This is a genomic window from Corynebacterium crudilactis (assembly GCF_001643015.1).
In the GTDB taxonomy this organism is placed as follows: Bacteria; Actinomycetota; Actinomycetes; order Mycobacteriales; family Mycobacteriaceae; genus Corynebacterium; species Corynebacterium crudilactis.
The window spans coordinates 1820876-1846102 of the sequence record NZ_CP015622.1; the positions used below are offsets into that span (position 1 = coordinate 1820876).

Annotated in this window: 22 protein-coding genes; 7 read left to right on the forward strand and 15 right to left on the reverse strand. The window is 52.3% G+C overall.

The window, feature by feature from the left end; genetic code table 11:
* Positions 1-127: 127 nt before the first annotated feature.
* Both thyX and dapB read right to left on the reverse strand, forming a co-directional pair.
* Positions 128-880: an FAD-dependent thymidylate synthase gene (thyX, locus tag ccrud_RS08560; RefSeq protein ID WP_066566204.1), complete on the reverse strand. Its 753-nt coding sequence runs from the start codon at positions 878-880 to the stop codon at positions 128-130.
* A 64-nt stretch (positions 881-944) separates the two neighbouring features.
* Positions 945-1691 (reverse strand): 4-hydroxy-tetrahydrodipicolinate reductase, encoded by a 747-nt coding sequence (gene dapB, locus ccrud_RS08565; RefSeq protein WP_066566210.1) that lies wholly within the window; start codon positions 1689-1691, stop codon positions 945-947.
* A 246-nt stretch (positions 1692-1937) separates the two neighbouring features.
* Here dapB and ccrud_RS08570 point away from each other — a divergent pair, with 246 nt between their 5' ends.
* Positions 1938-2621, forward strand: coding sequence for an AMIN-like domain-containing (lipo)protein (locus tag ccrud_RS08570; protein WP_066566213.1), 684 nt, complete (start codon positions 1938-1940; stop codon positions 2619-2621).
* A 98-nt stretch (positions 2622-2719) separates the two neighbouring features.
* Here ccrud_RS08570 and ccrud_RS08575 read toward each other — a convergent pair whose 3' ends face one another.
* The 4 genes from ccrud_RS08575 to ccrud_RS08590 form a co-directional block, all read right to left on the reverse strand.
* Positions 2720-4981 carry a polyribonucleotide nucleotidyltransferase gene (locus ccrud_RS08575; protein ID WP_066566215.1) on the reverse strand — a complete coding sequence of 754 codons (2262 nt, stop codon included), beginning with the start codon at positions 4979-4981 and terminating at the stop codon, positions 2720-2722.
* Between the two features lie 246 nt (positions 4982-5227).
* Complete coding sequence (rpsO, locus tag ccrud_RS08580; RefSeq protein WP_066566217.1) at positions 5228-5497, reverse strand: 30S ribosomal protein S15; 270 nt, start codon at positions 5495-5497, stop codon at positions 5228-5230.
* Positions 5498-5662: 165 nt separating this feature from the next.
* Positions 5663-6610: a nucleoside hydrolase gene (locus ccrud_RS08585; protein WP_066566235.1), complete on the reverse strand. Its 948-nt coding sequence runs from the start codon at positions 6608-6610 to the stop codon at positions 5663-5665.
* Positions 6611-6722: 112 nt separating this feature from the next.
* Positions 6723-7748 carry a bifunctional riboflavin kinase/FAD synthetase gene (locus tag ccrud_RS08590; RefSeq protein ID WP_066566236.1) on the reverse strand — a complete coding sequence of 342 codons (1026 nt, stop codon included), beginning with the start codon at positions 7746-7748 and terminating at the stop codon, positions 6723-6725.
* A gap of 31 nt (positions 7749-7779) precedes the next feature.
* Between ccrud_RS08590 and truB the strand changes: the two genes are divergently transcribed.
* Complete coding sequence (truB, locus tag ccrud_RS08595; RefSeq protein WP_066566239.1) at positions 7780-8673, forward strand: tRNA pseudouridine(55) synthase TruB; 894 nt, start codon at positions 7780-7782, stop codon at positions 8671-8673.
* A 7-nt stretch (positions 8674-8680) separates the two neighbouring features.
* Here the strand turns inward: truB and ccrud_RS08600 are convergent, their stop codons facing one another.
* The 9 genes from ccrud_RS08600 to rimP form a co-directional block, all read right to left on the reverse strand.
* Positions 8681-9334 (reverse strand): 4'-phosphopantetheinyl transferase family protein, encoded by a 654-nt coding sequence (locus ccrud_RS08600; protein ID WP_066566240.1) that lies wholly within the window; start codon positions 9332-9334, stop codon positions 8681-8683.
* Positions 9324-10130, reverse strand: coding sequence for a metallophosphoesterase family protein (locus ccrud_RS08605; protein WP_066566241.1), 807 nt, complete (start codon positions 10128-10130; stop codon positions 9324-9326). The genes ccrud_RS08600 and ccrud_RS08605 overlap by 11 nt, the downstream gene beginning before the upstream one ends.
* A gap of 84 nt (positions 10131-10214) precedes the next feature.
* Positions 10215-11522 carry an MATE family efflux transporter gene (locus ccrud_RS08610; protein WP_066566242.1) on the reverse strand — a complete coding sequence of 436 codons (1308 nt, stop codon included), beginning with the start codon at positions 11520-11522 and terminating at the stop codon, positions 10215-10217.
* Positions 11515-12513, reverse strand: coding sequence for a DHH family phosphoesterase (locus ccrud_RS08615; protein ID WP_066566246.1), 999 nt, complete (start codon positions 12511-12513; stop codon positions 11515-11517). The genes ccrud_RS08610 and ccrud_RS08615 overlap by 8 nt, the downstream gene beginning before the upstream one ends.
* Before the next feature lie 5 nt (positions 12514-12518).
* Complete coding sequence (gene rbfA / locus ccrud_RS08620) at positions 12519-12968, reverse strand: 30S ribosome-binding factor RbfA (RefSeq protein ID WP_066566249.1); 450 nt, start codon at positions 12966-12968, stop codon at positions 12519-12521.
* Positions 12969-13173: 205 nt separating this feature from the next.
* Complete coding sequence (infB, locus tag ccrud_RS08625; protein WP_066566255.1) at positions 13174-16176, reverse strand: translation initiation factor IF-2; 3003 nt, start codon at positions 16174-16176, stop codon at positions 13174-13176.
* Positions 16177-16289: 113 nt separating this feature from the next.
* Positions 16290-16628 (reverse strand): YlxR family protein, encoded by a 339-nt coding sequence (locus ccrud_RS08630; protein WP_066569761.1) that lies wholly within the window; start codon positions 16626-16628, stop codon positions 16290-16292.
* 230 nt (positions 16629-16858) lie between these two features.
* Positions 16859-17857, reverse strand: coding sequence for a transcription termination factor NusA (gene nusA, locus ccrud_RS08635; protein WP_066566256.1), 999 nt, complete (start codon positions 17855-17857; stop codon positions 16859-16861).
* Between the two features lie 33 nt (positions 17858-17890).
* A complete protein-coding gene (gene rimP / locus ccrud_RS08640) occupies positions 17891-18427 on the reverse strand; it encodes a ribosome maturation factor RimP (RefSeq protein WP_066566257.1) in 537 nt (178 codons plus the stop codon).
* A 54-nt stretch (positions 18428-18481) separates the two neighbouring features.
* On the opposite strand from rimP, the gene ccrud_RS08645 reads away from it, so the two are divergent.
* From ccrud_RS08645 to ccrud_RS08665, 5 genes are all read left to right on the forward strand, one after another.
* Positions 18482-19312: a DUF4439 domain-containing protein gene (locus tag ccrud_RS08645; RefSeq protein WP_066566265.1), complete on the forward strand. Its 831-nt coding sequence runs from the start codon at positions 18482-18484 to the stop codon at positions 19310-19312.
* A 431-nt stretch (positions 19313-19743) separates the two neighbouring features.
* Positions 19744-21345, forward strand: coding sequence for a peptide ABC transporter substrate-binding protein (locus tag ccrud_RS08650; RefSeq protein WP_066566268.1), 1602 nt, complete (start codon positions 19744-19746; stop codon positions 21343-21345).
* Between the two features lie 197 nt (positions 21346-21542).
* Positions 21543-22469 (forward strand): ABC transporter permease, encoded by a 927-nt coding sequence (locus ccrud_RS08655; protein WP_066566270.1) that lies wholly within the window; start codon positions 21543-21545, stop codon positions 22467-22469.
* Positions 22462-23496, forward strand: coding sequence for an ABC transporter permease (locus tag ccrud_RS08660; RefSeq protein WP_066566272.1), 1035 nt, complete (start codon positions 22462-22464; stop codon positions 23494-23496). Before ccrud_RS08655 ends, ccrud_RS08660 begins: the two co-directional genes overlap by 8 nt.
* Entirely contained in the window at positions 23493-25220 is a 1728-nt protein-coding gene (locus ccrud_RS08665; protein ID WP_066566274.1) for an ABC transporter ATP-binding protein, read from the forward strand. Before ccrud_RS08660 ends, ccrud_RS08665 begins: the two co-directional genes overlap by 4 nt.
* The last annotated feature ends 7 nt before the right edge of the window (positions 25221-25227 follow it).

The following is a 25227-nucleotide window of genomic DNA, read 5'->3' on the forward strand; positions in this document are numbered from 1 at the left end:
ACAACTGTGTTTTAAGTAAGTCTGTCTTAAAATCTTTGTTTAAACGAGAAGTTTTGCGAAAGCCATTTATATACGAAATATTGCCTTAACTATATGATTTTTTTAGCTCCTGGGTTTGAGCTCTGCGTTAAAAATCCATGACATACGGGCTGGTTGCCATTTGTGAACCATCCGCAAGTGTCTCGATTTCAAAATCATCAAAAACAGTTGGTGCTGCTACCTGCAGCTTTTTTAAACATTCTACCGCTACTTCACGGATTTCCACGTCTGCATGTTCACTGGCGCGCATTCCAATGAAATGTCTCCAGGTACGGAAGTTACCGGATACGACAATCCGGGACTCCGTGGCATTAGGTAAAACTGCTCGAGCAGCTTGACGCGCTTGCTTTTTCCTCAACAACGCATTTGGTTCGTCGATGAGTTTTTCTTCTAACGCAGAAAGTAATTCATTGAAGGCAAACCGAGATTCATCCATGGCGCGCATAAATAATTCGCGAAGCTCAGGATCATTATTAATCAGCGATGGCACCACAACTTCTGGTTCCCCACTATGGACGAAACGCTGCGAAAGCTGAGAAAACGAAAAATGCCGATGCCGCACCAACTCATGAGTTGCTGATCGAGAAATCCCTCGCAGATACATCGTGGCCTGTGCATGTTCTAAGAGCGCCGTATGGCCGACCTCCATGATGTGGCGAAGATAAGCCGCATTAGACGCAGTACGCGGATTGGGTTTATCAAAGGTCTCGTAACAGGCCCGACCTGCAAATTCTATGAGTGCCTCAGCGCCTTCAACATCAGTTGACCATTCCACATCAGCGGGTGGAGTAAAAGAGCTGCACGCAATCAACTCCACGTTTAATTCAACTTGTTCGGCCACAGCCTGTTAACGCTCCTTAAAGAAAATCTTGCCCGCTGATATAGCTGCTCTATATGACTTTTTATTAAAGTCCGAGGTAGTGCTCTAGGCCTACAACAAGACCTGGGTGTTGGGAAATATTACGAACGCCAACTAGGACACCAGGTGCAAAAGAATTGCGATCATAGGAATCTTGTTTGATGGTCAGCGTCTGACCCTGGGTGCCAAAAATGACCTGCTCATGAGCAACCATGCCAGACATACGCACTGCGTGGACAGGAATGCCATCTACGTTGGCTCCACGGGAGCCCTCTAGCGCCTGCTCAGTTGCATCTGGTTGCGCATCCATGCCGGCTTCTTTACGTGCCTGAGCAATACCTTGTGCGGTGTGAATTGCAGTGCCGGAAGGAGCATCAAACTTATTTGGGTGATGAAGTTCGATAACTTCAGCAGACTCAAAGAAACGTGCAGCTTGCTTAGAAAAGACCATGGTCAAAACTGCAGAGATGGCAAAGTTAGGGGCGATAAGAACACCAACGTTGTCCTTATCCTCCAGCCATGTACGCACCTGTGCTAGGCGACCATCATCGAAACCGGTGGTTCCTACGACTGCAGAAATACCATTTTTAATGCAAAATTCCAGGTTACCCATCACTGCGTTTGGAGTAGTGAAATCGACAACGACCTCAGTACCTTGCTCCACGAGAATGTTCAGATCATCATCAACACCAATTTCAGCTACGAGTTCAAGATCATCTGACTCGTTGACAGCTTCTACAATAGTTTGACCAACACGGCCTTTGGCTCCGAGAACGCCAACCTTGATTCCCATCATTCTCCTTCAATTACGTGTGCAAAGAGTCTTTCAAACGTTCACTAGTCTAGACGCACGTTCTTATTGGTTGCTGATATCCATGCATATCCACGCACTACACGACAGTTAGTCTGATGTTACAACTGTAGTTTTTCCAAGAATGAGTCGCACAAAGACCCCTCAAAAGAACTTAATACTTAACAATTTCTCATCGGTTTAACCTAATCCTGCCTTTTCTCAAGCAGGTCGAACTACCTTTGAAGTATGAGACTGAAGATGCTGTTCACCCCACGTCCTGCTGGAAGCATTGTGGCGCTCTTGGTTTCCGCTTTGTTCCTGAGCGCTTGTGAGGGCGGAAGTGGAGCTCCATCTACTTCTGCTCCACCGGTTGTTACAGAGACTGAAACCGCTCCGCCAGTTACTGCAACCGATACACCTCCGGAAGTAAGTCCGTCACCAACTACTCCTGCCCAGCCCACTACATCCCCTACGCCTACGGCTTTACCCCCATTAGGCAATCCATCGCTGGATCAAAAGCAACTCTCCCCTGTTGGTGAATTTGATATGTCTATCGCCAACATCCGTGTTGCTGAGCATGAAAGCTTTACTCGAGTTGTTATAGATATTGCTGCGAGCCAGAGCACACCTGGTTGGTGGATTGATTGGACAACTGAGCCGGTGCAGCAAGCTTCAGGTCTACCGGTTGATGTCTCTGGAGATTCCTTCTTGGATGTCAATATTGAAGGAATTGGTTATCCTGATCAAGCGTCTGTACCGAGTATTGAAAATGGGCCTTATCCTGGAGCTGGCATCGTTGAAGATATCAATTTAACCAGTATCTTTGAGGCTCGTGCGCAGATACTTATTGGTGTTTCAGGCCCACCGCGTAGCTATTCTGTGACGTTGCTGGAAGAGCCAAGCAGGGTTGTTATAGATATCGTTCACTAAGCCGCGAGCGCGCTATCCTGCCAACGTGGAAAAAGCTAATGGCACCAAACCTTTCATAGGTTTGGTGCCATTTACTTATATCTCAGAGCTAGATCTAACTAGTCCTCTTCAACAACTGGGACAAGGGAGATCTTGCCACGGTTGTCGATATCAGCGATCTCGACCTGGATCTTCTCGCCAACCTTGACAACATCGTCGACCTTTTCCACACGCTTTCCGTTACCCAGCTTGGAGATGTGAACCAAGCCATCGCGGCCTGGAAGAAGGGAAACGAATGCGCCAAAAGCGGTGGTCTTGACAACGGTTCCGAGGAAACGCTCGCCGACCTTTGGCAGCTGTGGGTTAGCCAGAGCGTTGATCTTTTCGATCGCAGCTTCAGCAGATGCACCATCAGCAGCAGAGATGAATACGGTGCCGTCATCTTCAATGGAGATGTTTGCACCGGTCTCTTCGGTAAGAGCATTGATGTTCTTACCCTTAGGTCCGATCAGCTCACCGATCTTAGCCACTGGGATCTTCACGGTGGTGATGCGTGGAGCATGCTTACTCATCTCATCAGGACCATTGATGACATCAGCCATGGTGTTCAAGATGGTCTGGCGGGCATCGCGTGCCTGCTCCAACGCATCGGAGAGTACCTTGGATGGAATACCATCAAGCTTGGTGTCCAGCTGCAGTGCAGTGATGAAGTCTGCGGTGCCGGCAACCTTGAAGTCCATATCGCCGAATGCATCTTCTGCGCCGAGGATGTCGGTCAGTGCAACGTATTCGGTCTTACCGTTAACTTCACCGGAAACCAGTCCCATTGCAATACCTGCAACTGGAGCCTTCAGTGGCACACCAGCGTTGTACAGGGACAGGGTGGAAGCACAGACAGAGCCCATGGAGGTAGAGCCGTTAGAGCTCAATGCCTCAGAGACCTGGCGGATAGCGTATGGAAATTCTTCACGGGAAGGAATCACTGGCAGAACTGCGCGCTCTGCAAGGGCGCCGTGGCCGATTTCGCGGCGCTTAGGGGAACCCACACGTCCGGTTTCACCGGTGGAGTATGGAGGGAAGTTGTAGTGATGCATGTAGCGTTTCGCATCGCCTGGTGCCAGGGAGTCGATTTGCTGTTCCATCTTGAGCATATCCAGGGTGGTAACACCGAGGATCTGGGTCTCGCCACGCTCGAAGAGTGAGGAACCATGTGCACGTGGAATAAGCTCCACCTCAACAGCGAGGTCACGGATGTCAGTGACACCACGGCCATCGATGCGGAAGTGATCTGTGAGGATCATCTGGCGCACGATTGCCTTCATGACTGCGTTGTAGGCAGCACGAATTTCCTTGGATGCTTCTGCAGCGGTTCCGTAAGAAGATTCGAACTTAGGAAGCAGTTCAGCTTCGATTTCTTCCATGTACGCGTTGGTTGCGTCGTCGCGATCCTGCTTAGCCTTCAGGGTCAACAAAGAAGCAAGCTTCTTGGATACCTTGCGCTCGACAACGGAATACACCTCATCGGTGTATGGAGGAAACAGCTGGAATTCTTTGGTTGCGTTTCCAACGCGCTGCGCCAGACCTTCCTGTGCACGGCACAGGATGTCAATGAATGGCTTTGCAGCTTCAAGGCCTTCAGAAACGATCTTCTCGGTTGGTGCTGGTGCACCATCCTTGACGCGGTTGACAACGTTTTCGGAAGCGCCAGCTTCAACCATCATCACTGCAACGTCAGAGAAGGTCTTGTTTCCGCGCTTGCGCTCAACGAGGCGTCCTGCCACGACGATTTCGAACACGGACTGCTCGTGCTGAGCGTGGGTAGGGAATGCAACCCACTGGCCTGCTGGGTGCTTTTCATCCACGACCAATGCCATACGTACGCCACCGACAGCACCAGATACTGGCAGTCCGGAAATACGAGTTGCAGCGGAAGCGCCGTTGATTGCTACGACATCGTAGTAATCCTCTGGGTTCATGGACATGACGGTAACCACGATCTGAACCTCGTTGCGCAGACCCTTAACGAAGGTTGGGCGCAACGGGCGGTCGATCAGGCGACAAGCCAAGATAGCTTCAGTGGATGGGCGGCCCTCACGACGGAAGAAAGAGCCTGGGATGCGACCAGCTGCGTACATACGCTCTTCAACGTCCACGGTCAGTGGGAAGAAGTCAAAGCCCTCGCGTGGTTGGTTGGATGCCGTGGTGGTAGCCAACAACATTGTGTCATCGTCGAGGTAGGTGGTCACTGCACCATCAGCCTGGCGTGCAAGTTGGCCAGTTTCGAAACGGATGGTGCGGGTTCCAAAGTCACCGTTGTCGATGGTTGCGACAGCCTCAATCAGGCCAAATTCGGTGTCTTCGAAGTACTTTACATCGCTCATATGCGAGTAGGTCTCCTCATGTTTAGTTCTGCTCGACGATCATCGGTGTCGCCGTGAAGATTTCTGTGGGTCTAGAACGATAAAAACTTTACCATTTCTATCCGATTTTCCCCACTATCAGTTTTTTAGGCTACCTGACATCGATTTTATTCATTTGTGTTACAAGTATGAGAAACAGCAAAAACCCGCTTTTCCACTCACAAAATGCGAATGGAAAAGCGGGTTTAAAGTCTGGAAAAACCAGGCTTAGCGACGCAGGCCGAGGCGTGAGATCAGATCACGGTAACGGTTAACGTTGTTGTCAGCCAAGTACTTCAGCAGGCCACGACGGCGACCAACCAAAAGCAGCAGGCCACGACGTGAGTGGTGATCGTGCTTGTGGAACTTGAGGTGCTCGGTCAGACCGTTGATGCGGTTGGTAAGAAGCGCAATCTGTGCTTCTGGGGAACCGGTATCGGTCTCGTGGAGGCCGTACTCGGAAAGGATGGACTTCTTCTGCTCAGAAGAAAGAGCCATGGTGTCTCCTAAAAGTTATTTCAGTCCGCATGAAAAATTTCACTCATCTATCACAAGCCAAAGCTGGATGATGTGTGTACTTTTCGCAACTGCTGCGGACCGCAGTCGCAAAACCACCTTGAGAGCTTAACAGCTTCAAGGCGTCTTCACCAAAACTAATCGCTGCTACTGTGCAGCAACTCGTCCAATGCGGGTCATGAACTCATTGAGAAAACGGTCTACATCAACAGCAACTGCAGCACGCGAGGTGCGTACAGGATCGTTCAGACGGACTTCATCACCGATGGTGCGTCCACGAGTTTCGCCTTCGATATCAACTTTGAGGTTGATCGGCAGCAGGGTGACCAAGCTTGGATCAACGGCAACGCCCACAGCCAGTGGATCATGAAGGCCACAACCACCAAGGTGAGGTGCGGTGGTTTCATATGCCTTGATGTAATAATCAGTCATATCAGCAAGCGCAATGGCAGCTGGGGTGCCCAACTCACGCCACTGAGCGGTGTGCTGGGTGGTCAGAAGGGTCTGCAGGGTGACATCAAGGCCGATCATGGTGACATCGGCACCAGAGCGGAACAGATCATTAGCTGCATCTGGGTCTTGGTTGATATTGGCTTCTGCCCATGGGCTTACATTGCCTGGAACAGTCAATGCGCCACCCATGATGACAACGTGTGCCTTGGAAGCAAAGGTTGGATCCTTGGCGATTGCAGCGGAAAGGTTAGTCATTGGTCCGGTGGCAATGATCACGAGGTCATCGCCGTGAGTGTTGACTGCATCGATGAGGTAATCCACGGCACCTGGGAGTGCCTTTGACTCGCTTGCTGGCAGGTTCACTTCACCAATGCCGTTTTGGCCGTGGATGAACGCAGAGATCTCTAGAACTTCAAAGCCATCTTTGGTCTGTGCATGTGGCTCGCCCAAGTACACAGGAACTTCAGGAGCGCCAAATAGCTCAAGCAAAGCAAGATCATTTACTGCACCAGTTTCCAGCAACACATTGCCGTATGTGGTGGTCACGCCGATGAGGTCGAGCTCTGGGGAGCCTAGGGCATAGGCCAAAGCGAGAGCATCATCGATGCCGGTGTCGATATCAAGAATTGCTTTTTTGCTCATGAGTTTTCACCTTTCACATATGTTGTATACGCGCACTATCTTAAGCATTGGACGCGCGAGCCTAGATGCCCTCCCCCTGGCAGCGCCGTTAGCGTGCCGAAGTGGCACGGATCTAGACGCTTGGCGGGATGCCTGCGTCGAGAAGCTCTTTGTCTTTTGCCAGGATGCCACGGGTGTTAGTGACATCGCGGGCCATGGCGTCGAGAAGCTCATCGATGCCGTTGAACTTGACCATATCGCGCAAGTGGCCCACAAATTCCACCATCACGTGGTGTCCGTAGAGGTCTGCTTCTTGGTCAAGGACAAAAGCTTCGACGCTTCGTCGTTCATCGCCAAAAGTGGGATTGGTGCCTACCGAAATGGCTGTAGGGTAACGCACGCCGGGAATCATGGTGCCATCAATATCGCGGGAGATTTCCTTGTCGATATCGCGGTCATCAGTGATGGTGAACCAACCTGCATACACACCATCGGTGGGCAGCGCCACAGAGGTAGGCAGATACAGATTCGCGGTGGGATATCCCAGTTCTTTGCCGCCACGACCAGCGCCTCGAACTACTTCGCCACGCACCGCATAGCGCCGTCCCAGAGCCCAGTTGGCACGTTCTATCTCACCGTTGTCTAGATATTCACGGATTAACGTAGAACAAATCCGTAGGTCATCATCATGCAACAGCGGGACGATAGTGACATCAACACCGTATTTTTTACCGAGCTTGATCATCGTCTCATCGGTGCCGGAGCCATTAACTCCGAAAGTGAAGTTCTCCCCCACCACCACGGAACGCGCATGCAGCGTATCCAAAATCATGGTGTGGAAATACTCTTCTGCGCTCAGTCCTGCCAATTCCTTAGTGAAATCAATCACCAACACGGCATCCACACCACACTCCGCTGCCAAATTCAGGCGGTAATCAAGTGTTGCCAAGCGCGTCGGTTGCTGGCCCGGCAAAAACACAGCGATGGGGTGCGGATCAAATGTGACCATAACACACGGAACGCCAAGCTTTTGGGACTGCTCTTTAGCTTCCCCAATCAAGCTTTGGTGCCCCCTGTGGAGCCCATCAAACACACCAATGGTTACTACTGATCCTTCAAGATCAGCCGGAACGCGGTCTAGTCCACTCCAAATATCCACCGTTTTAGACTACGGCATAGACTCAACGGATATGAATGCTACTGCCCCAAACCCCGGACTCGTGATTGTAGATAAGCCCGCCGGAATGACTTCCCATGATGTAGTGTCTAAATTGCGTCGCGCTTTTTCCACCCGCAAAGTTGGCCACGCTGGAACCTTGGACCCAATGGCCACAGGTGTGCTTGTCGTCGGCATTGAGCGTGGCACCCGATTTTTGGCACACATGGTGGCCTCCACCAAAGCCTATGACGCCACCATCCGACTCGGAGCTGCAACCACCACCGATGACGCTGAAGGCGACACGATTTCCACTGCAGACGCATCAGGACTAAAACATGATGCAATTGTGGAAGAAATCGCGAAACTCACCGGCGATATCATGCAAAAACCCACCAAAGTGTCCGCCATTAAAATTGATGGCAAACGCGCCCACGAACGCGTCCGCGATGGCGAAGACGTAGACATCCCCGCACGCCCTGTTACCGTCAGCGTCTTCGAGATCCTGGACTACCGCGTGACCGATTCATTCTACGATCTCGACGTGCGCGTCCATTGCTCTTCAGGAACCTACATTCGCGCGCTTGCACGCGATCTCGGCAACGCTTTGCACGTCGGAGGTCACCTGACCGCGCTAAGGCGCACAGAAGTCGGCCCTTTTTCGCTTCTCGACGCCATCCCCCTGGCCACGCTGCAAGAACAGCCGGAACTCTCCCTCAACCTTGACCAAGCACTGACCCGCAGCTACCCCACCTTGGACATCACGGAAGAAGAAGGCATCGATCTCTCCATGGGTAAATGGTTAGAACCCCGCGGACTCAAAGGTGTGCACGCTGCAGTTACCCCCTCAGGAAAAGCAGTCGCCCTTATCGAGGAAAAGGGAAAGCGGCTGGCAACCGTGTTCGTAGCTCACCCCAATACCCTCTAAACCCTGTTCAAGTAACTGCCGTGGCGGCTATGACATAGCCGTCGCGCAACACCCATTTTCCAGAGATAAACGGCACCGGAGTCGGACGGACAAGCAGATACGACACAAAAGTGCCATCATCGCGTAAATCAATCTCTGCTTGTTCAAAACCAAGCCACCGGTGAGTCAAAGGAAACCATGCTTTATACGTGGCTTCCTTTGCACAGAACAACAACCGATCCGCGCAGTGAATACCCTGCTCTTCCAAACGCTTCAGCTGTGGAATCTCCCCCACTCTAGCGATTGATCCCAACACGCCTTTAGGCAAAGGTTCCGCAGGTTCCGCATCCAACCCCATTGAACGCACCAACAGCCTCGGAGCAACCACTGCTGCCCGAAACCCATCAGTATGGGTCAAAGATCCAGACACAGACGATGGCCACAACGGCATCCCACGCTCACCGCGCAAAATCGGATCACCGCTATCACGGCCCAATGCTTGCAACGCCTGATGAGCACACCACCGTGCATCACCAAACTCAGCCTTCCGAATATCCACAGAATGAGCGACCAAAGCCTTTTCCAAAGGATGCAGCTGATGGAAATTGTCTAAATTGACAGTATTCCCAGTAGTCATAAAGGAAAACTTTGCTGAATTTGGAAACAGAGCCTCATCCAGCATTGTCCACCTCCATCACCGGATATGGCCACACATGCTGCTGCGTCCAATGCTCCCACTCACGCGGGTATCCCAATGACACCTCAATATGCTTGACGCCATTTACGTTGGTCACCCCTGGCATATGGAGATGTCCATAAATCACAGCTTCTGCGTTATAACGCTCCGCCCACCCCCTGGTATGCCGAGTCCCACACCACAATGCCAATTCCTGCCACCGCATTTGATACGTCGGCTCCACAACAAGAGGCCAGTGATTGATCAAAATAGTTGGCCCGTTAATTTTACTCAACCGTTTGATCGAATACGCCAAGCGATCCCAGCACCACGCACGAATATCCACAAACGGAGCAATGGAAAACTCATCAGTCATCATCACTTGCCGATCACGTGCAGCCTGCACAGCCTGTTCCACGGTGAAACCAGAACGTCGGAAAGAGTAATCATAAAGAGTAAACAACGGCACGATGGTCACCCCACCGAAGGTTAAATACGGATCCTCTGGAGTCAACACATCAATTTTGCGACAGCCTTCAACCAACTCCGAATACTTATCCCTGCCCTGATAACGATCTGCCGAGCGAGAAAACAATTCATGATTACCCGGTACCCAAATAACTTTGGCAAAACGCCTCCGCAGACGCGCCAAAATCTCCAGCACCAACTCTGTCCGCTCTGCAACATCACCTGCCACGATCAACCAATCAGATGGGTCTTTGGGCTGGATATTTTGAATGGGATCTGCATTAGCTTTCACCGCTGCATGGAGGTCAGAAACCGCCCACAGTGTTGTGGTCACCTGTCACCTCCACAAAAGTAGTTGCCAAAACTCTTTATCCATTATGCCTTCAGATGACACCCTATGGTTTTCCACGCGCCGAAACTACTGCGCCCATTTCATAGACCGGAATCTCCAGATCACCGCGAAAAGCCTGATGAGAATGAAAGCTAACAAGCCACACCACACACCGGTAAGCCCTGCATCTAGTGCATAAGAAATCCACACACCTGGCAAAAAACCAACAAGAACAGCGAGGATAGAAGCATTACGTAAAAACACTGCGTCCGCAGCACCTAGCAACACACCATCAATGGCAAAGACAACGCCTCCCAAAATAATCATCGCAATCATGATCCACCACGGTGAACGCATCGTATCTAACACAAATTCATCCTGTGTAAAGATACGAGGGATCCACGAATGCAACAGCACAAACAGCAAACCCAAAACACTCGCGAAAACCAAAGAATACTTAATCACTTGATTTCCCACACGCCGCGCAACCTGAGCGCTTCCAGCACCAAGCGCGGCGCCCGTCAGAGTCTGAGCTGCGATCGCCAAAGAGTCCAACACCAAGGTGATGAAATTCCACAATTGCAATAACACCTGGTGCGCTGCCAACGATGCTGTACCAAAACGTGCAGCCACGGCTGCAGCCGACAGAAAAGCCACCTGGAAAGATAAGGAACGCATAATCAGATCACGGCCCAACACCAGCTGCTGTTTCATCACCGACCACTGTGGCAACCAGGAGCCTCGATGATATTTAACGAGCGCACCCAAAAATAATGCAGCCGTGATGGCCTCAGCAATAAGATTTGCCCAGGCCGAGCCAACCAGACCAAATTTAGCCACAAAAATGGGAATCATGATCGCGCCGGGGATCACTCCCGCCAGCGTGAAGTAGAGAGGCAATTTGGTATTTTGAATGCCTCGCAACCACCCGTTTCCAGCCATGATAATGAGCACCAGTGGAACTGCAAAGGCCGCAACCCGAAGCCACTTCCCTGCTTCTTGAGCTACTGTTTCATCACCACTGAGCCATAACGCAAAGGTTGGCGCACCCAGCAGCATCACCGTCAAAATGCCCAATCCGACACACAGTGCAACCCACGTTGCTTGTACGCCTTCGGCGATTGCCCCTTGTCTATCCCCGGTACCGAAAAACCTCGAAGATCTAGCTGTTGTGCCATAGGATAAAAAGGTCAGCTGGGTGGTTACTTGAGCTTGAATCGTGGTGGCTGCTCCAAGAGCTGCTAATTCAAAACGGCCCAAGGTGCCAACAACCGCTGTATCTAATAATAGATACAGCGGCATCGCGGCAAGAACACCAAGTGCGGGGAATGCCAAGCCAAAAATCTGTTTGGCGCTCACTCCGTGCGACTGATGACCAAAACCATTGTTAGGCATCAACGCCTACCGAACTTCTCAGCGACTCTCCCAACGTGACAGTCGCTTCAATCAAGGTATCTAAAGCTTCCATCTCGGTACCTCGAGCGGTATAACCAGCAGCAGGAATATGTCCACCTCCGCCGAGATGAACAGCCAAAGATGCAACACTCAAATTAGAGGAACGCAGAGAGACTGTATAAACACCTGGTTCGTATTCTTTGAATACAGCACCAAAATCTGCGCCTTCCACTGCGCGAACCATTTCGATCAAACCTTCAACTACTGCACGTGATCGACCATCAATGGTCTCAAAATCAGCCACGAGCACAGCCAGGGTATATGGTCCGGCTTCACGCAACTCAATCCTCGAAATGATTTGGCCCACAAGACGCAAATCATCCACTGAGGTTTGGTCAAGAAGCGCTGCGGAAATAGACCGGATATCTAAGCCAAATTCCATCAGCTCTTTAGCCATGTCATGCATCACAGGACGGCCCCACCGGAAACAACCAGTATCAGTGAGTAAACCTGCATAAAGTCCATGCGCAATGTCTGGCGTAATTTGGATAGACAGTGCATCAAACCAGTCATACAAAATCGTGGTGGTTGATTCAGCTTCCACATCGATTAAGTTGACGGTACCAAAACCAGGATTCGTTGCATGATGATCAACTACTAACACCTTGTCGCGATTGTTCACAATAAAGTGCTCAAATGCTCCAGTGCGCTCAATAGAGCCACAATCAACAACGATAACGAGATCTGATTCAGGCAGGGTGTGCCCAAAAATAACGCTTGACGATCCAGGTATGGTCAGCAAGTTTTCTGGCATTGGATCTGTTTGACCAATGACGCCAACAACGTCTTTACCCAGTTGCTGCAATGCTGCAACTGTGGCTGTGACACTGCCAATCGCATCAGCATCTGGACGCAGATGGCCGACAACACTAATTGCTTGCGCATCCTGGACCAGAGCTGATGCAGCATGAAACTGACTATTATCCGGCACTAGTGTTATTCCTCAGGTTCAGATTTGGTTGAGTCCTTATATGGATCTGCATCTCCGGCAGGCACTGCGCCTTCGCGTAGTTTTGCCAACTCTGCATCACGCTTGCGTGCACGATCCAACAGAGCTTCCATGTGAGCGGATGCTTCTGGAACGGTATCAACGCTGTAGGTCAAAGTTGGTGTGAAACGAACACCCAACTGCTGGCCGACGATCTTCCTTAGCTGTCCGCGTGCGCGGTGGAGTGCCTCAGCTGCTGCTTCCAGATCTGGTTCTTCTTCCATTGATGCTCCACGGACGGTATAAAACACCTTTGCATCATGAAGGTCACCGGTCATTGTCACATCGGTAACAGTGACGAACTCAAGGCGACGGTCTTTGATATCGCGTTCGATTGCGCTGGCCACAATAGTTTGAATGCGCTTTGCCATGCGTGCCGCGCGGGCGTTGTCAGCCATGTTGAACTACTCCTAATCTTCACAGAGTCTAGATAATTCTTTTGGAATTCTACCCTGAATTGGAAATATTTTTATAGGTATCTCTATCCTGCAGTTCTTAGTTTAAAAAAGAACTAAACAGGTGTACAAAGGGGCTGGCCTTCCGAAGGAAAGCCAGCCCCAGTTGTGTGTCCGAGGCGTTAAGACGCCTCAAACGGTTTAATGCTTAAGCTTCGCGTGGAACCTCAACCATTTCATAAACTTCGATCTTGTCATCGACAGAGATGTCTGGGTAGGACAAGACCATACCGCACTCGTAGCCTGCAGAGACTTCGGTGGCATCGTCCTTTTCGCGACGCAAGGAGACGATCTTTGCATTTTCGGCAATGACGTTTCCGTCACGGGTAATGCGGATCGTTGCGTTACGACGAACCTTTCCATCTTCAACCATGCAACCTGCGATGAGGCCAACGGAGGATGCCTTGAAGATCGCACGGATCTCTGCATGTCCGATAACGCGCTCTTCGTAGATTGGCTTGAGCATGCCCTTGAGAGCTGCTTCGACCTCTTCGATAGCACGGTAAATGATCGTGTAGTAACGAACATCTACGCCTTCTGCGTTAGCTTCTTCAGTTGCCTTGCCCTCAGCGCGAACGTTGAAAGCAATGATGACAGCGTCGGATGCTGCTGCAAGGGTGACGTTGGTCTGGGTAACTGCACCCACACCGCGGTCGATGATGTTGAGCTGGACTTCATCGTCCATCTCAATCTTCAGCAATGCTTCTTCCAGTGCTTCCACGGAACCAGCATTATCGCCCTTAAGAATAAGGTTAAGGGTGCTGTGTTCCTTAAGAACTGCATCCAGATCCTCGAGGGAGACGCGCTTGCGGGTACGTGCTGCCATGGCATTGCGCTTACGTGCATTGCGCTGGTTAGCAATCTGACGTGCGAGGCGGTCATCCTCAACAACCAAGAGGTTGTCGCCAGCACCAGGAACACCGTTAAGGCCCTGGACCTGAACTGGACGGGATGGACCAGCTTCTTCAACGTCACGACCATACTCGTCGACCATGCGACGAACACGTCCGTAGGTATCGCCTGCAACGATGGAGTCACCGACGCGCAAGGTACCGCGCTGAACGATAACAGTAGCCACTGGGCCACGACCGCGGTCCAGGTGAGCTTCAATTGCAACGCCCTGTGCGTCCATATCTGGGTTCGCAACAAGGTCAAGCTCAGCATCTGCAGTCAAGCAGATAGAAGATAGCAGCTCATCGATGTGGAGGCCCTGCTTAGCAGAGATGTCAACGAAGATGGTGTCGCCACCGTACTCTTCAGGAACCAATCCGTATTCGGTCAGCTGACCACGGATCTTCTCTGGAGAAGCTTCTGGCTTATCAATCTTGTTCACTGCGACCACGATTGGCACGTCTGCAGCCTTAGCGTGGTTGATTGCTTCAACAGTCTGTGGCATAACGCCGTCGTCTGCTGCAACAACTAGAACCGCGATATCGGTTGACTTTGCACCACGAGCACGCATGGCGGTGAAGGCCTCGTGACCTGGGGTATCCAGGAAGGTGATGGTGCGTTCGGTGTCTTCAACATTGACCTTGACCTGGTATGCACCAATGCCCTGGGTAATGCCGCCGGCTTCATCAGAGCCGACATTTTCCTTACGGATAGTATCCAGCAAACGAGTCTTACCGTGGTCAACGTGGCCCATGACGGTAACCACAGGAGGACGCTTAGCAAGGTCATCGCGGTCGCCTGCATCTTCGCCGAACTGCAGATCGAAGCTCTGAAGAAGCTCACGATCCTCATCTTCTGGGGAAACAACCTGAACCTTGTAGTTCATTTCCTCACCGAGCAGCTGCAAAGTTTCATCAGAAACGGAAGCAGTTGCGGTGACCATTTCGCCAAGGTTGAACAGTGCCTGAACCAATGCCGATGCATCTGCACCGATCTTATCGGCGAAATCAGACAGTGAAGCACCGCGTGCAAGACGGAGGGTTTCGCCCTTGCCGTCTGGCAAACGAATGCCACCAATGACATTTGGTGCCTGCATTGATTCGTATTCGTTGCGTTTTTGACGCTTCGACTTACGACCCCTGCGTGGAGCGCCACCTGGACGACCGAATGCACCTGCGGTACCGCCACGACGACCGCCGCGACCTGCACCACCTGGACCACCGGTTCCGCCGCCACGGTTGAATCCGCCGCCAGCGCCGCCGCCAGCTTGGCCACCGCGTCCACCCTTGCCAGGTGCCTTAGCAGGCATCTGACCTGGGGTTGGAGGCATCATTGCTGGTGATGGACGACGTCCGCCACCCTGACGCTCCTGTGAAGGTGCACCCTGTGTTCCTTGTGCAGCGCCACCCTGCGGGCGAGGTCCGCCCTGTCCCTGTGGGCGTGCGCCACCCTGTGGGCGAGGTCCGCCGGAGCCAGCGCCTTGGCGCTGTCCACCACGATTACCTTGACCGCCATCACGCTGGCCGCCATCACGGCCGCCTGGACGTCCGCCACCCTGTGGGCGTGGAGCGCCACCTGGGCGAGGTCCGCCACCAGGACGGGGGCCGCCACCTGGGCGAGGAGCTGGACGCTCGCCGCCACCAGTGGAGAATGGGTTATTTGCTACACGTGGTGCACGTGCGCCTGGCTTTGGAGCAGGCTTGCCCATTGGGCGTGGCATTGCACCTGGTCGTGCAGCGTCAGCAGCTGGCTTTGCTGGCTCTGCCTTCTTAGCAGCATCGCCTGGGGTTGGGCCAGAAAATGCTGGCTTTGCAGCAGGTGCTGGCTTAGCTGGAACTGCTGGCTTTGCAGCAGCAGTTGGCTTAGCTGGAGCTGCTGGGGTTGCAGGCTTAGGTGCAGCAGGTTTCGCAGCGCCTGGCTTTGCAGCAGCAGCAGTTGGCTTAGCTGGAGCTGCTGGGGTTGCAGGCTTAGGTGCAGCAGGTTTCGCAGCGCCTGGCTTTGCAGCAGCTGGGCTTGGTGCAGGCTTAGCTGCGCCTGGCTTAGGTGCTGCAGGCTTTGCTGCTGCAGGCTTCGCAGCGGTGTCGGACTTATCCGCACCGTTCGAGCCGTAGTGCTCTTGCATCCTCTTTACAACTGGGGATTCAATTGTAGATGATGCGGTTTTAACAAACTCGCCCTTATCCTTAAGGGTGGCAAGCAGTTCCTTGCTGGTAATACCGAGCTGCTTTGCAAGCTCATGTACACGAAGCTTTCCGGGCACTTCTCTCCTCTAGTTTTTGCCAGAGAATCGAAGGCCTTTCGAAAAGGGTCCTTGATCTCTGGCGTTAATTATTGACGTTCATCGCTGATGCTTCATCGTATGCTCATCAGTGTTCAGTCTTCCTTACAAAAATCGGGTCCGGCGTTTTCCGCCAGGTACGTGCGTACGTGACCTGCATCCACGGTTGTGGACACCCTCAGCGCTCGGCCAAAAGCACGGCGCTGTTCAGCAAGGTCCAGTGCGTCGATGGAAGGGGTCAACCATGCTCCCCTTCCAGGCATCCGACGTTTCGGATCTGGAAGGATAACTCCCGGAAATTCCGGGGATTCCACCACACGAAGCAGTTCGCGATCAGGCTTACGCTCTCGTGTGGCAACGCAGGTACGGATTCGGGTTGAAGTGCGATCAGAAAGTTGTCCAGATGAAGCATTTAACGCATCGTCATGGAACATCAGCTGCATTCAACCCTTTCACCATTTTTCATTTGACCAGAACTTCAGTGTCTAACGCGAATTTCATATAAATACACGTCCTCCACAGCCCGCACATGGGCCTTGACTAATATTACGCTATGAGGACCCAAAATTGGAACCTGCAACTAATTAAAAAGAACTTCTGGTGGTGAAAAACAACAGAGCCGGTGTGGAAATCACACCGGCCCCATGTCTAGTCGATCTAATTCTTAGTCGATATCAGAGTGAATATCGATCTTCCAGCCGGTGAGACGAGCAGCCAAGCGGGCATTTTGCCCCTCTTTGCCGATAGCCAAGGAAAGCTGGTAGTCAGGGACTGTTACGCGTGCAGTTTGAGCTTCAGCATCAGTAACTTCAACGTTGACAACCTTTGATGGAGCCAGCGCATTTCCAACGAAAGTTGCTGGATCATCAGAGTAATCAATGATGTCGATTTTCTCTCCACCAAGCTCGCGCATGATGTTGGACACACGTTGTCCACGTGGGCCAATGCATGCGCCCTTTGCGTTGAGGTTCTTCAACTTTGCCTGCACAGCAACCTTTGAACGGTGGCCAGCTTCACGTGAAATAGCGACGATTTCTACAGAGCCATCGGCTACTTCTGGAATTTCGAGTTCGAACAAACGACGAACCAATTCCGGGTGGGTACGGGACAAGTTGATCTGAATGTCAGTGGTGCTCTTGCCAACACCAACAACAAAGCACTTCACACGATCGCCGTGCTTGAGCTTCTCACCAGGGATCTGCTCCGCAGGAAGAAGAACACCATCCTGGTTATCAGCTTCAGTACCCAGCTGCACGATGATAATGCCGCGCTCTGCAGCGCGAGCATCTGCCTGCACGATGCCGGAAACAACGGTGCCTTCATAGTTTGCGTATGCATCGAATGCACGGCTTGCTTCAGCTTCACGCAAAGACTTAACGATGGCATCGCGGACAGCGCGAGCGCTGACACGGCCAAAGTTGGATGGGGTGTCATCGTATTCGGAGGTGAGTGCGCCTGTTTCGTCGAATTCAGAAACAATGACAGCTACTGAACCGGTTGCGGAATCGATGTCCACGCGTGATCGCTGGTTCGTAGGTGCTCCGGCTTCGCGGTTGTCCAAGTAGGAGTGCAAAAGTGCGGAGGCAATGGTGCGCAGCAAGTCCTTGACGGGGATACCCTTTTCGGACTCAATGGCCTTTAAAGCCTGGACATCAATATTCACTTGTCTTCCTCTCAAGCTTCCACCACGTACTCTTTACGCGGTGGCTTCGTCGAATGTGCTTTCTGCGAGGGACAGCTCTTCCTGCGCAGGTTTAGCGAATTCAATTTCTACCACTGCACGGGGTGATTCTGCTAATTCTAGGACTGTGACCTCGAGCAACTTTTTGTTTCTTTCGATTAAAACGACGGCTGTTTCAGCGTCGTTAAGTGCTCCGATGCGTGCTACGCGCGTTGTGCCATCATAATCAAGCGCAACCAAACGGCTACGGTTTCTGCGCCAGTGGCGCGGCTTTGTCAGTGGGTTGTCCACGCCCGGCGTGGACACTTCGAGCGTGTAGCCCGCTCCAAAGTTAAGGTCACCGCGCTGCTCGGCGGCGTCGAAAAGCTCTCCAACTTCCTTGCTCAGGATTTCAAGATGGTCAAGATCTGGACGGGAATCTGAATCTACTTTGATGGAGACTGCCGATTTTGGTCCTGCTTTGTTGACTTTTAATTCTTCAAGATCAAATTTGTGGGATGCAACGAGAGGCTCGATGAGCTCTGTCAAAGATTCTGTGGTTGGAAATGCCATAAAGATAAGGATAACCTGCCGACTAATTCCACTAGGCCATTACACTGTAAACTCATGCGTTGGCGTATCCCTATTGTCCTTAGTGTTTCACTTCTTTCTGCCTCTTTGGTGGCGTGCACCCCTTCCCCAAATCCGAATGAAACTTTGACCACGATGTATCAGGATGCACTTTCTGATGCTCAGGCGTTGTCACAGGCCCAGCCGGAATTGTCCGCATTGCGTGCGGAACATGCTGATGAACTACTGGCAGAGATTCACCGCGTCTGTGGCTTTGATGATGAAGGCACGCTACCGGAATCATGCACGGTTGCTGTGCCCGATATTGCCGCCATTCCGACAGATAATGCAGAGAAGTACCTCAGCGATAGTCAGGCCTTGATCCTGGATAATTTAGCTAATATGCCCCGCGAATCCATTCCACTGGCTATAGATCACTACATCGAAGAATCCCGGTTTACGCAAAAATCACAGGTATCCATTCCGACTGATCTCACGCTCAGCACTGAGGAATTAGCTACCGCCCAGGAGCTGGCTGCCCGCGAATATTCCGCCTCCTGGGCCCTAGGGGTTGCTCTGGCCTACCTCCCCGCGACGGAACGCGATGTCGTGGAAGATGCGATTGACAACCATGCCGAGCGAGCAGCCCTATTACAACTTGCCAGCGCACCAGAAAACAGCGAAGTCGCAGAACCTGGTTATGACAGTGACATCCCCGCACCTTCAGACGAGGCCTCAGCACGCAGCGCCATTCGAGCCATCGAGGACAGCATGGTCCAGGCGTGGCATGCAGCTGCAAGCGCTGCAACGACAGACGCCTGGCGTGTCATATGTGCCCAGATCGCCGGCGACACTGCGCGCGAATTCACGCTTATCGACGCCCCCTAGGTGTGTTTAGAATGCTGCACACAAAAATCCCCGGTTAAGGACTTTGCATAATTTACTTTTAGCCGTGTAATTTACACGGCTTTTTTTATTTCTGGCAGCTTTCATCACGCTTTCCGCACTGAAAGTGCGCAATCGTTTTCACCAAAGCTTTCGCCAGCACACCCACCCCCTCACACTCTTTCGGGGGTATTAGAGGTAACGATTCACCCCATTAATTTCTGTCAGCCTATAGGGAAAAATTGCAAAATTGACACAAACTCCCAGCTCGCTAAGAAAATGCTTGCTTTTTAGTTAATTTTCGCCCACAAAAATATAGGACGCAGGTCTCCGTACTGGTTTGGCTGTGATCCATGTCGCACATAGTATTTCAATCACCGGATTCCACTCGGTTGAGAAACCCAGGGAATATTCATAAACAACGGAGGTCAATCATGACTTTGAAGAAGTCTCTTGCTGTAACCACAGCGGCTGCACTTGTCCTAAGCCTTGCTGCCTGCTCGTCAGACTCCTCGTCTGACAGCTCTTCTTCAGGTGGAGAAGGCGGTGGCGACAACTATGTCCTCGTCAACGGAACCGAGCCACAGAACCCGCTCGTACCCGGAAACACCAACGAGGTCGGAGGCGGCCGCATCGTCGATAGCCTTTTCGCTGGTCTGGTCTACTACGATGTTGACGGCTCCCCAGTCAACGATGTTGCAGAATCCATCGAGCTCGAAGGCGAAAAGACTTATCGCATCACCATCAAGGATGATCAAACCTTCACTGATGGCACACCTGTTACAGCTGACAGCTTCGTCAATGCATGGAACTACAACGTTGCTAATTCCACCCTGTCTGCTTATTTCTTTGAATCCATCCTCGGATACGAAGAAGGCGTGGAATCCATGGAAGGACTGAAGGTTGTCGATGACACCACCTTCACCGTGGAACTAACTCAGGCAGAATCCGATTTCCCACTGCGCCTGGGATACACCGCATTCTTCCCATTGCCAGACTCCGCCCTGGAAGATATGGCAGCATTCGGCGAGAACCCAGTGGGCAACGGCCCATACAAACTCGCTGAATGGAACCACAACCAAGACGCCACCATGGTTCCTAATGAGGACTATTCCGGTGGACGTGCAGCACAAAACGACGGTGTGAAGTTCATCTTCTACCCAACCTTCGATGCTGCCTACGCCGATCTTCTCTCCGATAACCTCGACGTGCTTGATACGATCCCTGACTCTGCTTTCGCATCCTACGAAGATGAGCTTGCTGGTCGATCCATCAATCAGGCTTCTGCTGTTTTCCAGTCCTTCACCATCCCGGAGCGCCTCGAACACTTCTCCGGCGAAGAAGGTGCGCTGCGCCGCCAGGCAATTTCATTGTCCGTCAACCGTGAAGAAATCACCCAGACCATCTTCGAAGGCACTCGCACACCTGCAACTGACTTCACCTCCCCGGTCATCGATGGACACTCTGATTCTCTCGAGGGTGCAGATGTCCTCACCTACGATCCAGAGCGCGCAAAGCAGCTATGGGCACAGGCTGATGAGATCAGCCCATGGTCTGGTGAATTCACCATTTCCTACAACGCTGACGGCGGCCACCAAGCGTGGGCTGATGCAACAGCAAACTCCATCCGCAACACCCTCGGTATCGATGCGATTGGCAACCCATACCCAGATTTCAAGTCCCTACGCGATGATGTAACAAACCGCACCATCAAGGGCGCATTCCGTACTGGCTGGCAGGCAGACTACCCATCCTTGGGCAACTTCCTCGGACCTTTGTACGGCACTGGTGCAGGATCCAACGATGGCGATTACTCCAACCCTGATTTCGATGCAAAGCTCACCGAAGCAGCAAATGCAGCTGATATTGAGGCTGCAACTCCGTTGTACAACCAGGCACAGGAAATCCTGCTCAAGGATCTCCCAGCGATCCCAACCTGGTACCAAAACGCTGTCGGTGGATACTCCGCAAACGTTAATGATGTGGAGTTCCAGTGGGACTCACAGCCTGCCTACTACCAGATCACCAAGAACTAGTAGCTTCGCAGAACCCTCCTCGCTCCATTAAGAGCTAGTACGAGAAAGGCCCAGGTCAAGGTTGTCCACACACCTGGGCCTTTCCACTTAAAACTTCTCGCCTTACCTACAACTTCATCCTTGCGTCCTTATTCAATTCCACAGGGCGCCCTGTATCTCAACCATCCATTCCCCAGCAAGCAAGGACACCCACGCTCATGCTTCGTTACGTCGGGCGACGATTGCTCCAAATGATTCCGGTCTTTTTCGGAGCAACCCTGCTGATTTACGCCCTCGTGTTCCTCATGCCTGGCGACCCAGTCCAGGCATTGGGAGGTGACCGCGGACTAACCGAGGCCGCGGCCGAGAAAATCCGTCAAGAATACAATCTTGATAAACCATTCCTCGTTCAATATTTCCTCTATATCAAGGGCATTTTCGTCCTTGACTTCGGAACCACTTTCTCAGGCCAGCCAGTTCTTGATGTCATGGCCAGGGCCTTCCCAGTCACCATCAAACTTGCCCTTATGGCATTGATCTTTGAATCAGTGCTCGGCATCATCTTCGGCGTGATCGCAGGTATTCGCCGCGGCGGTATCTTCGACTCCACCGTGCTGATCCTCTCCCTGCTAGTCATTGCAGTTCCAACCTTCGTTATCGGTTTCGTCATGCAGTTCCTCATCGGCGTGAAATGGGGATTGCTCCCTGTCACCGTAGGTTCCAATACCTCGATCAAGGCCCTGCTGATGCCAGCCATCGTCTTGGGTGCAGTCTCCTTCGCTTATGTGCTTCGACTAACCAGACAATCCGTGAGCGAAAACCTCCGCGCAGACTATGTCCGCACCGCCCGAGCTAAGGGCATGTCCGGATTCAGCGTGATGAACCGCCATGTCCTGCGCAACTCACTGATCCCGGTTGCTACCTTCCTCGGAGCTGACTTGGGAGCTTTGATGGGTGGTGCGATTGTCACAGAAGGCATCTTCGGCATCAACGGTGTCGGTGGCACGCTATACCAGGCCATTTTGAAAGGTGAACCCACCACAGTTGTCTCCATTGTGACCGTGCTGGTGATTGTCTACATCGTTGCCAATCTTCTCGTGGACTTGATCTACGCCGTTCTCGATCCGAGGATCCGCTATGCCTAATAATGAATTTCACATCAACCACTCCTTGGGCCAAGACGATCAAACTTCAGATCAGGCTCACTTCTTCCCACAAGGACGAGGCGAAGCACTGGTACGTCCAGGGCAGGAACACTTCATCGCAGCTACTGATGAAACCGGACTTGGTGCCGTAGATGCAGTAGCTGACGATTCTGCACCAACCTCCATGTGGGGCGAAGCCTGGCGTGATCTGCGCCGACGCCCACTCTTCTGGGTCTCTGCAACCCTGATCCTCTTGGCATTGCTGCTGGCAGCTCTCCCCCAGCTGTTTACCTCCACGGATCCGCAGTACTGTGTGCTGGCTAATTCACTGGATGGCCCACAGGCTGGACACCCCTTCGGATTCGACCGCCAGGGCTGCGATATTTTCGCCCGCACTGTCTACGGTGCCCGTGCTTCCGTAGCCGTAGGTGTGTTCACTACTTTGCTCGTTGTCCTCATCGGCACTGTGTTTGGTGCGTTGGCAGGATTCTTCGGCGGCATCATGGACACCATCTTGTCCCGCATCACCGATATGTTCTTCGCTATTCCACTGGTTCTCGCAGCCATCGTTGTCATGCAGATGTTCAAAGAACACCGCACCATCATCACTGTGGTCTTGGTCCTTGGCCTCTTCGGCTGGACCAATATCGCCCGCATTACACGCGGTGCAGTGATGACCGCAAAGAACGAAGAATACGTCACCTCTGCACGCGCACTTGGTGCCTCCAGAGCAAAGATGTTGCTTTCTCACATCATGCCTAATGCAGCAGCACCGATCATTGTTTACGCCACCGTGGCACTGGGAACATTCATTGTTGCGGAAGCAACGCTGTCCTTCCTGGGTATTGGTCTACCACCCTCAATTATTTCTTGGGGTGCTGATATCGCGAAGGCACAGACTTCTCTTCGTACCCAACCAATGGTGCTGTTCTACCCTGCAATGGCACTTGCACTAACCGTTTTGAGCTTCATCATGATGGGCGATGTCGTCCGCGACGCTCTGGATCCTAAGTCGAGGAAGCGATGACCAACAACACCTCACCAACCCCCACCAACCACGCGGGCGAGCAACCACTGCTCGAATTGAAGGATCTCAAGATCTCCTTCACCTCTTCCACTGGTGTGGTTGATGCTGTACGCGGCGCAAACTTGACCATTTACCCTGGTCAATCAGTAGCGATCGTGGGCGAATCTGGCTCCGGTAAATCCACCACCGCAATGTCCATCATTGGCCTGCTCCCTGGCACCGGCAAGGTCACCGAAGGCTCCATCACCTTCGATGGGCAAGATATCACCGGCTTGAGCAACAAGCAGATGGAAAAGTATCGCGGTTCTGAGATCGGTCTTGTCCCCCAGGATCCAATGACCAACCTCAACCCGGTGTGGCGCATTGGTACCCAGGTCAAAGAATCTTTGCGTGCGAATAATGTCGTACCAAATTCTGAGATGGATAAGCGCGTTGCTGAGGTACTCGCCGAGGCGGGCCTGCCAGATGCAGAGCGTCGTGCAAAGCAATACCCACATGAGTTCTCCGGCGGTATGCGCCAGCGTGCTCTGATTGCTATTGGTCTCGCAGCGCGTCCCAAGCTGCTCATTGCTGATGAACCAACTTCAGCACTCGACGTCACCGTGCAGCGCCAGATCCTTGATCACTTGGAAACACTCACCAAGGATCTCGGCACCGCAGTGCTGTTTATTACCCACGACCTGGGTCTTGCAGCTGAGCGTGCAGAGCACCTAGTAGTGATGCACCGTGGACGCATTGTGGAATCAGGGCCATCACTGAAGATTCTGCGTAACCCACAGCATCCTTATACCCAACGTTTGGTGAAGGCTGCACCATCGCTTGCTTCTGCACGTATTCAAAGTGCACAAGAACACGGCATTGAATCCTCGGAGCTTTTGGCTTCCACCGCCAATGAGACTCCAAAAAGCCAAGAAAAAGTTATCGAGGTAAAAAACCTCACCCGTGAGTTCGATATTCGTGGCTCTCGTGGCGATAAGAAAAAGCTCAAGGCCGTTGATGATGTCTCCTTCTTCGTGCGAAAAGGCACCACCACTGCCCTCGTTGGTGAATCCGGTTCCGGTAAATCCACCGTGGCCAACATGGTGCTTAATCTCCTGGAGCCAACCAGTGGACAGGTGCTGTACAACGGCACCGACCTTACTTCTTTGAGCAACAAGGAAATCTTCCAAATGCGGCGCAAGCTGCAGGTGGTCTTCCAAAACCCCTACGGTTCCCTCGACCCGATGTATTCCATCTACCGATGCATTGAAGAACCCCTGACAATCCACAAGGTTGGCGGAGACCGCAAGGCTAGAGAAGCACGTGTTGCAGAGCTGCTAGACATGGTGTCTATGCCTCGTTCCACCATGAGGCGCTACCCCAATGAGCTTTCCGGCGGTCAGCGCCAACGCATCGCCATTGCCCGTGCCTTGGCGTTGAACCCAGAAGTGATCGTGCTGGATGAGGCCGTATCTGCACTAGATGTGCTGGTACAAAACCAGATCCTTCGTCTTCTTGCAGAGCTCCAGCAAGAATTAGATCTGACTTACTTGTTCATCACACACGACCTGGCAGTTGTGCGACAAACCGCTGATGATGTTGTGGTGATGCAAAAGGGCCGGATCATTGAAAAGGGTCGCACAGACGATATCTTCAATGATCCACAGCAGCAGTACACTCGTGATCTGATCAACGCTGTTCCTGGTTTGGGCATTGAACTCGGAACTGGAGAAAACCTGGTGTAGCCTGCCA

Bases quoted from the DNA above. Each gene is read 5' to 3' on its own strand.
- dapB (WP_066566210.1), bottom strand. From the start codon at position 1,691: ATGGGAATCAAGGTTGGCGTTCTCGGAGCCAAAGGCCGTGTTGGTCAA.
- ccrud_RS08570 (WP_066566213.1), top strand. From the start codon at position 1,938: ATGAGACTGAAGATGCTGTTCACCCCACGTCCTGCTGGAAGCATTGTG.
- ccrud_RS08575 (WP_066566215.1), bottom strand. From the start codon at position 4,981: ATGAGCGATGTAAAGTACTTCGAAGACACCGAATTTGGCCTGATTGAG.
- rpsO (WP_066566217.1), bottom strand. From the start codon at position 5,497: ATGGCTCTTTCTTCTGAGCAGAAGAAGTCCATCCTTTCCGAGTACGGC.
- ccrud_RS08585 (WP_066566235.1), bottom strand. From the start codon at position 6,610: ATGAGCAAAAAAGCAATTCTTGATATCGACACCGGCATCGATGATGCT.
- truB (WP_066566239.1), top strand. From the start codon at position 7,780: ATGAATGCTACTGCCCCAAACCCCGGACTCGTGATTGTAGATAAGCCC.
- ccrud_RS08600 (WP_066566240.1), bottom strand. From the start codon at position 9,334: ATGCTGGATGAGGCTCTGTTTCCAAATTCAGCAAAGTTTTCCTTTATG.
- ccrud_RS08610 (WP_066566242.1), bottom strand. From the start codon at position 11,522: ATGCCTAACAATGGTTTTGGTCATCAGTCGCACGGAGTGAGCGCCAAA.
- rbfA (WP_066566249.1), bottom strand. From the start codon at position 12,968: ATGGCTGACAACGCCCGCGCGGCACGCATGGCAAAGCGCATTCAAACT.
- ccrud_RS08630 (WP_066569761.1), bottom strand. From the start codon at position 16,628: ATGTTCCATGACGATGCGTTAAATGCTTCATCTGGACAACTTTCTGAT.
- rimP (WP_066566257.1), bottom strand. From the start codon at position 18,427: ATGGCATTTCCAACCACAGAATCTTTGACAGAGCTCATCGAGCCTCTC.
- ccrud_RS08645 (WP_066566265.1), top strand. From the start codon at position 18,482: ATGCGTTGGCGTATCCCTATTGTCCTTAGTGTTTCACTTCTTTCTGCC.
- ccrud_RS08650 (WP_066566268.1), top strand. From the start codon at position 19,744: ATGACTTTGAAGAAGTCTCTTGCTGTAACCACAGCGGCTGCACTTGTC.
- ccrud_RS08655 (WP_066566270.1), top strand. From the start codon at position 21,543: ATGCTTCGTTACGTCGGGCGACGATTGCTCCAAATGATTCCGGTCTTT.
- ccrud_RS08660 (WP_066566272.1), top strand. From the start codon at position 22,462: ATGCCTAATAATGAATTTCACATCAACCACTCCTTGGGCCAAGACGAT.
- ccrud_RS08665 (WP_066566274.1), top strand. From the start codon at position 23,493: ATGACCAACAACACCTCACCAACCCCCACCAACCACGCGGGCGAGCAA.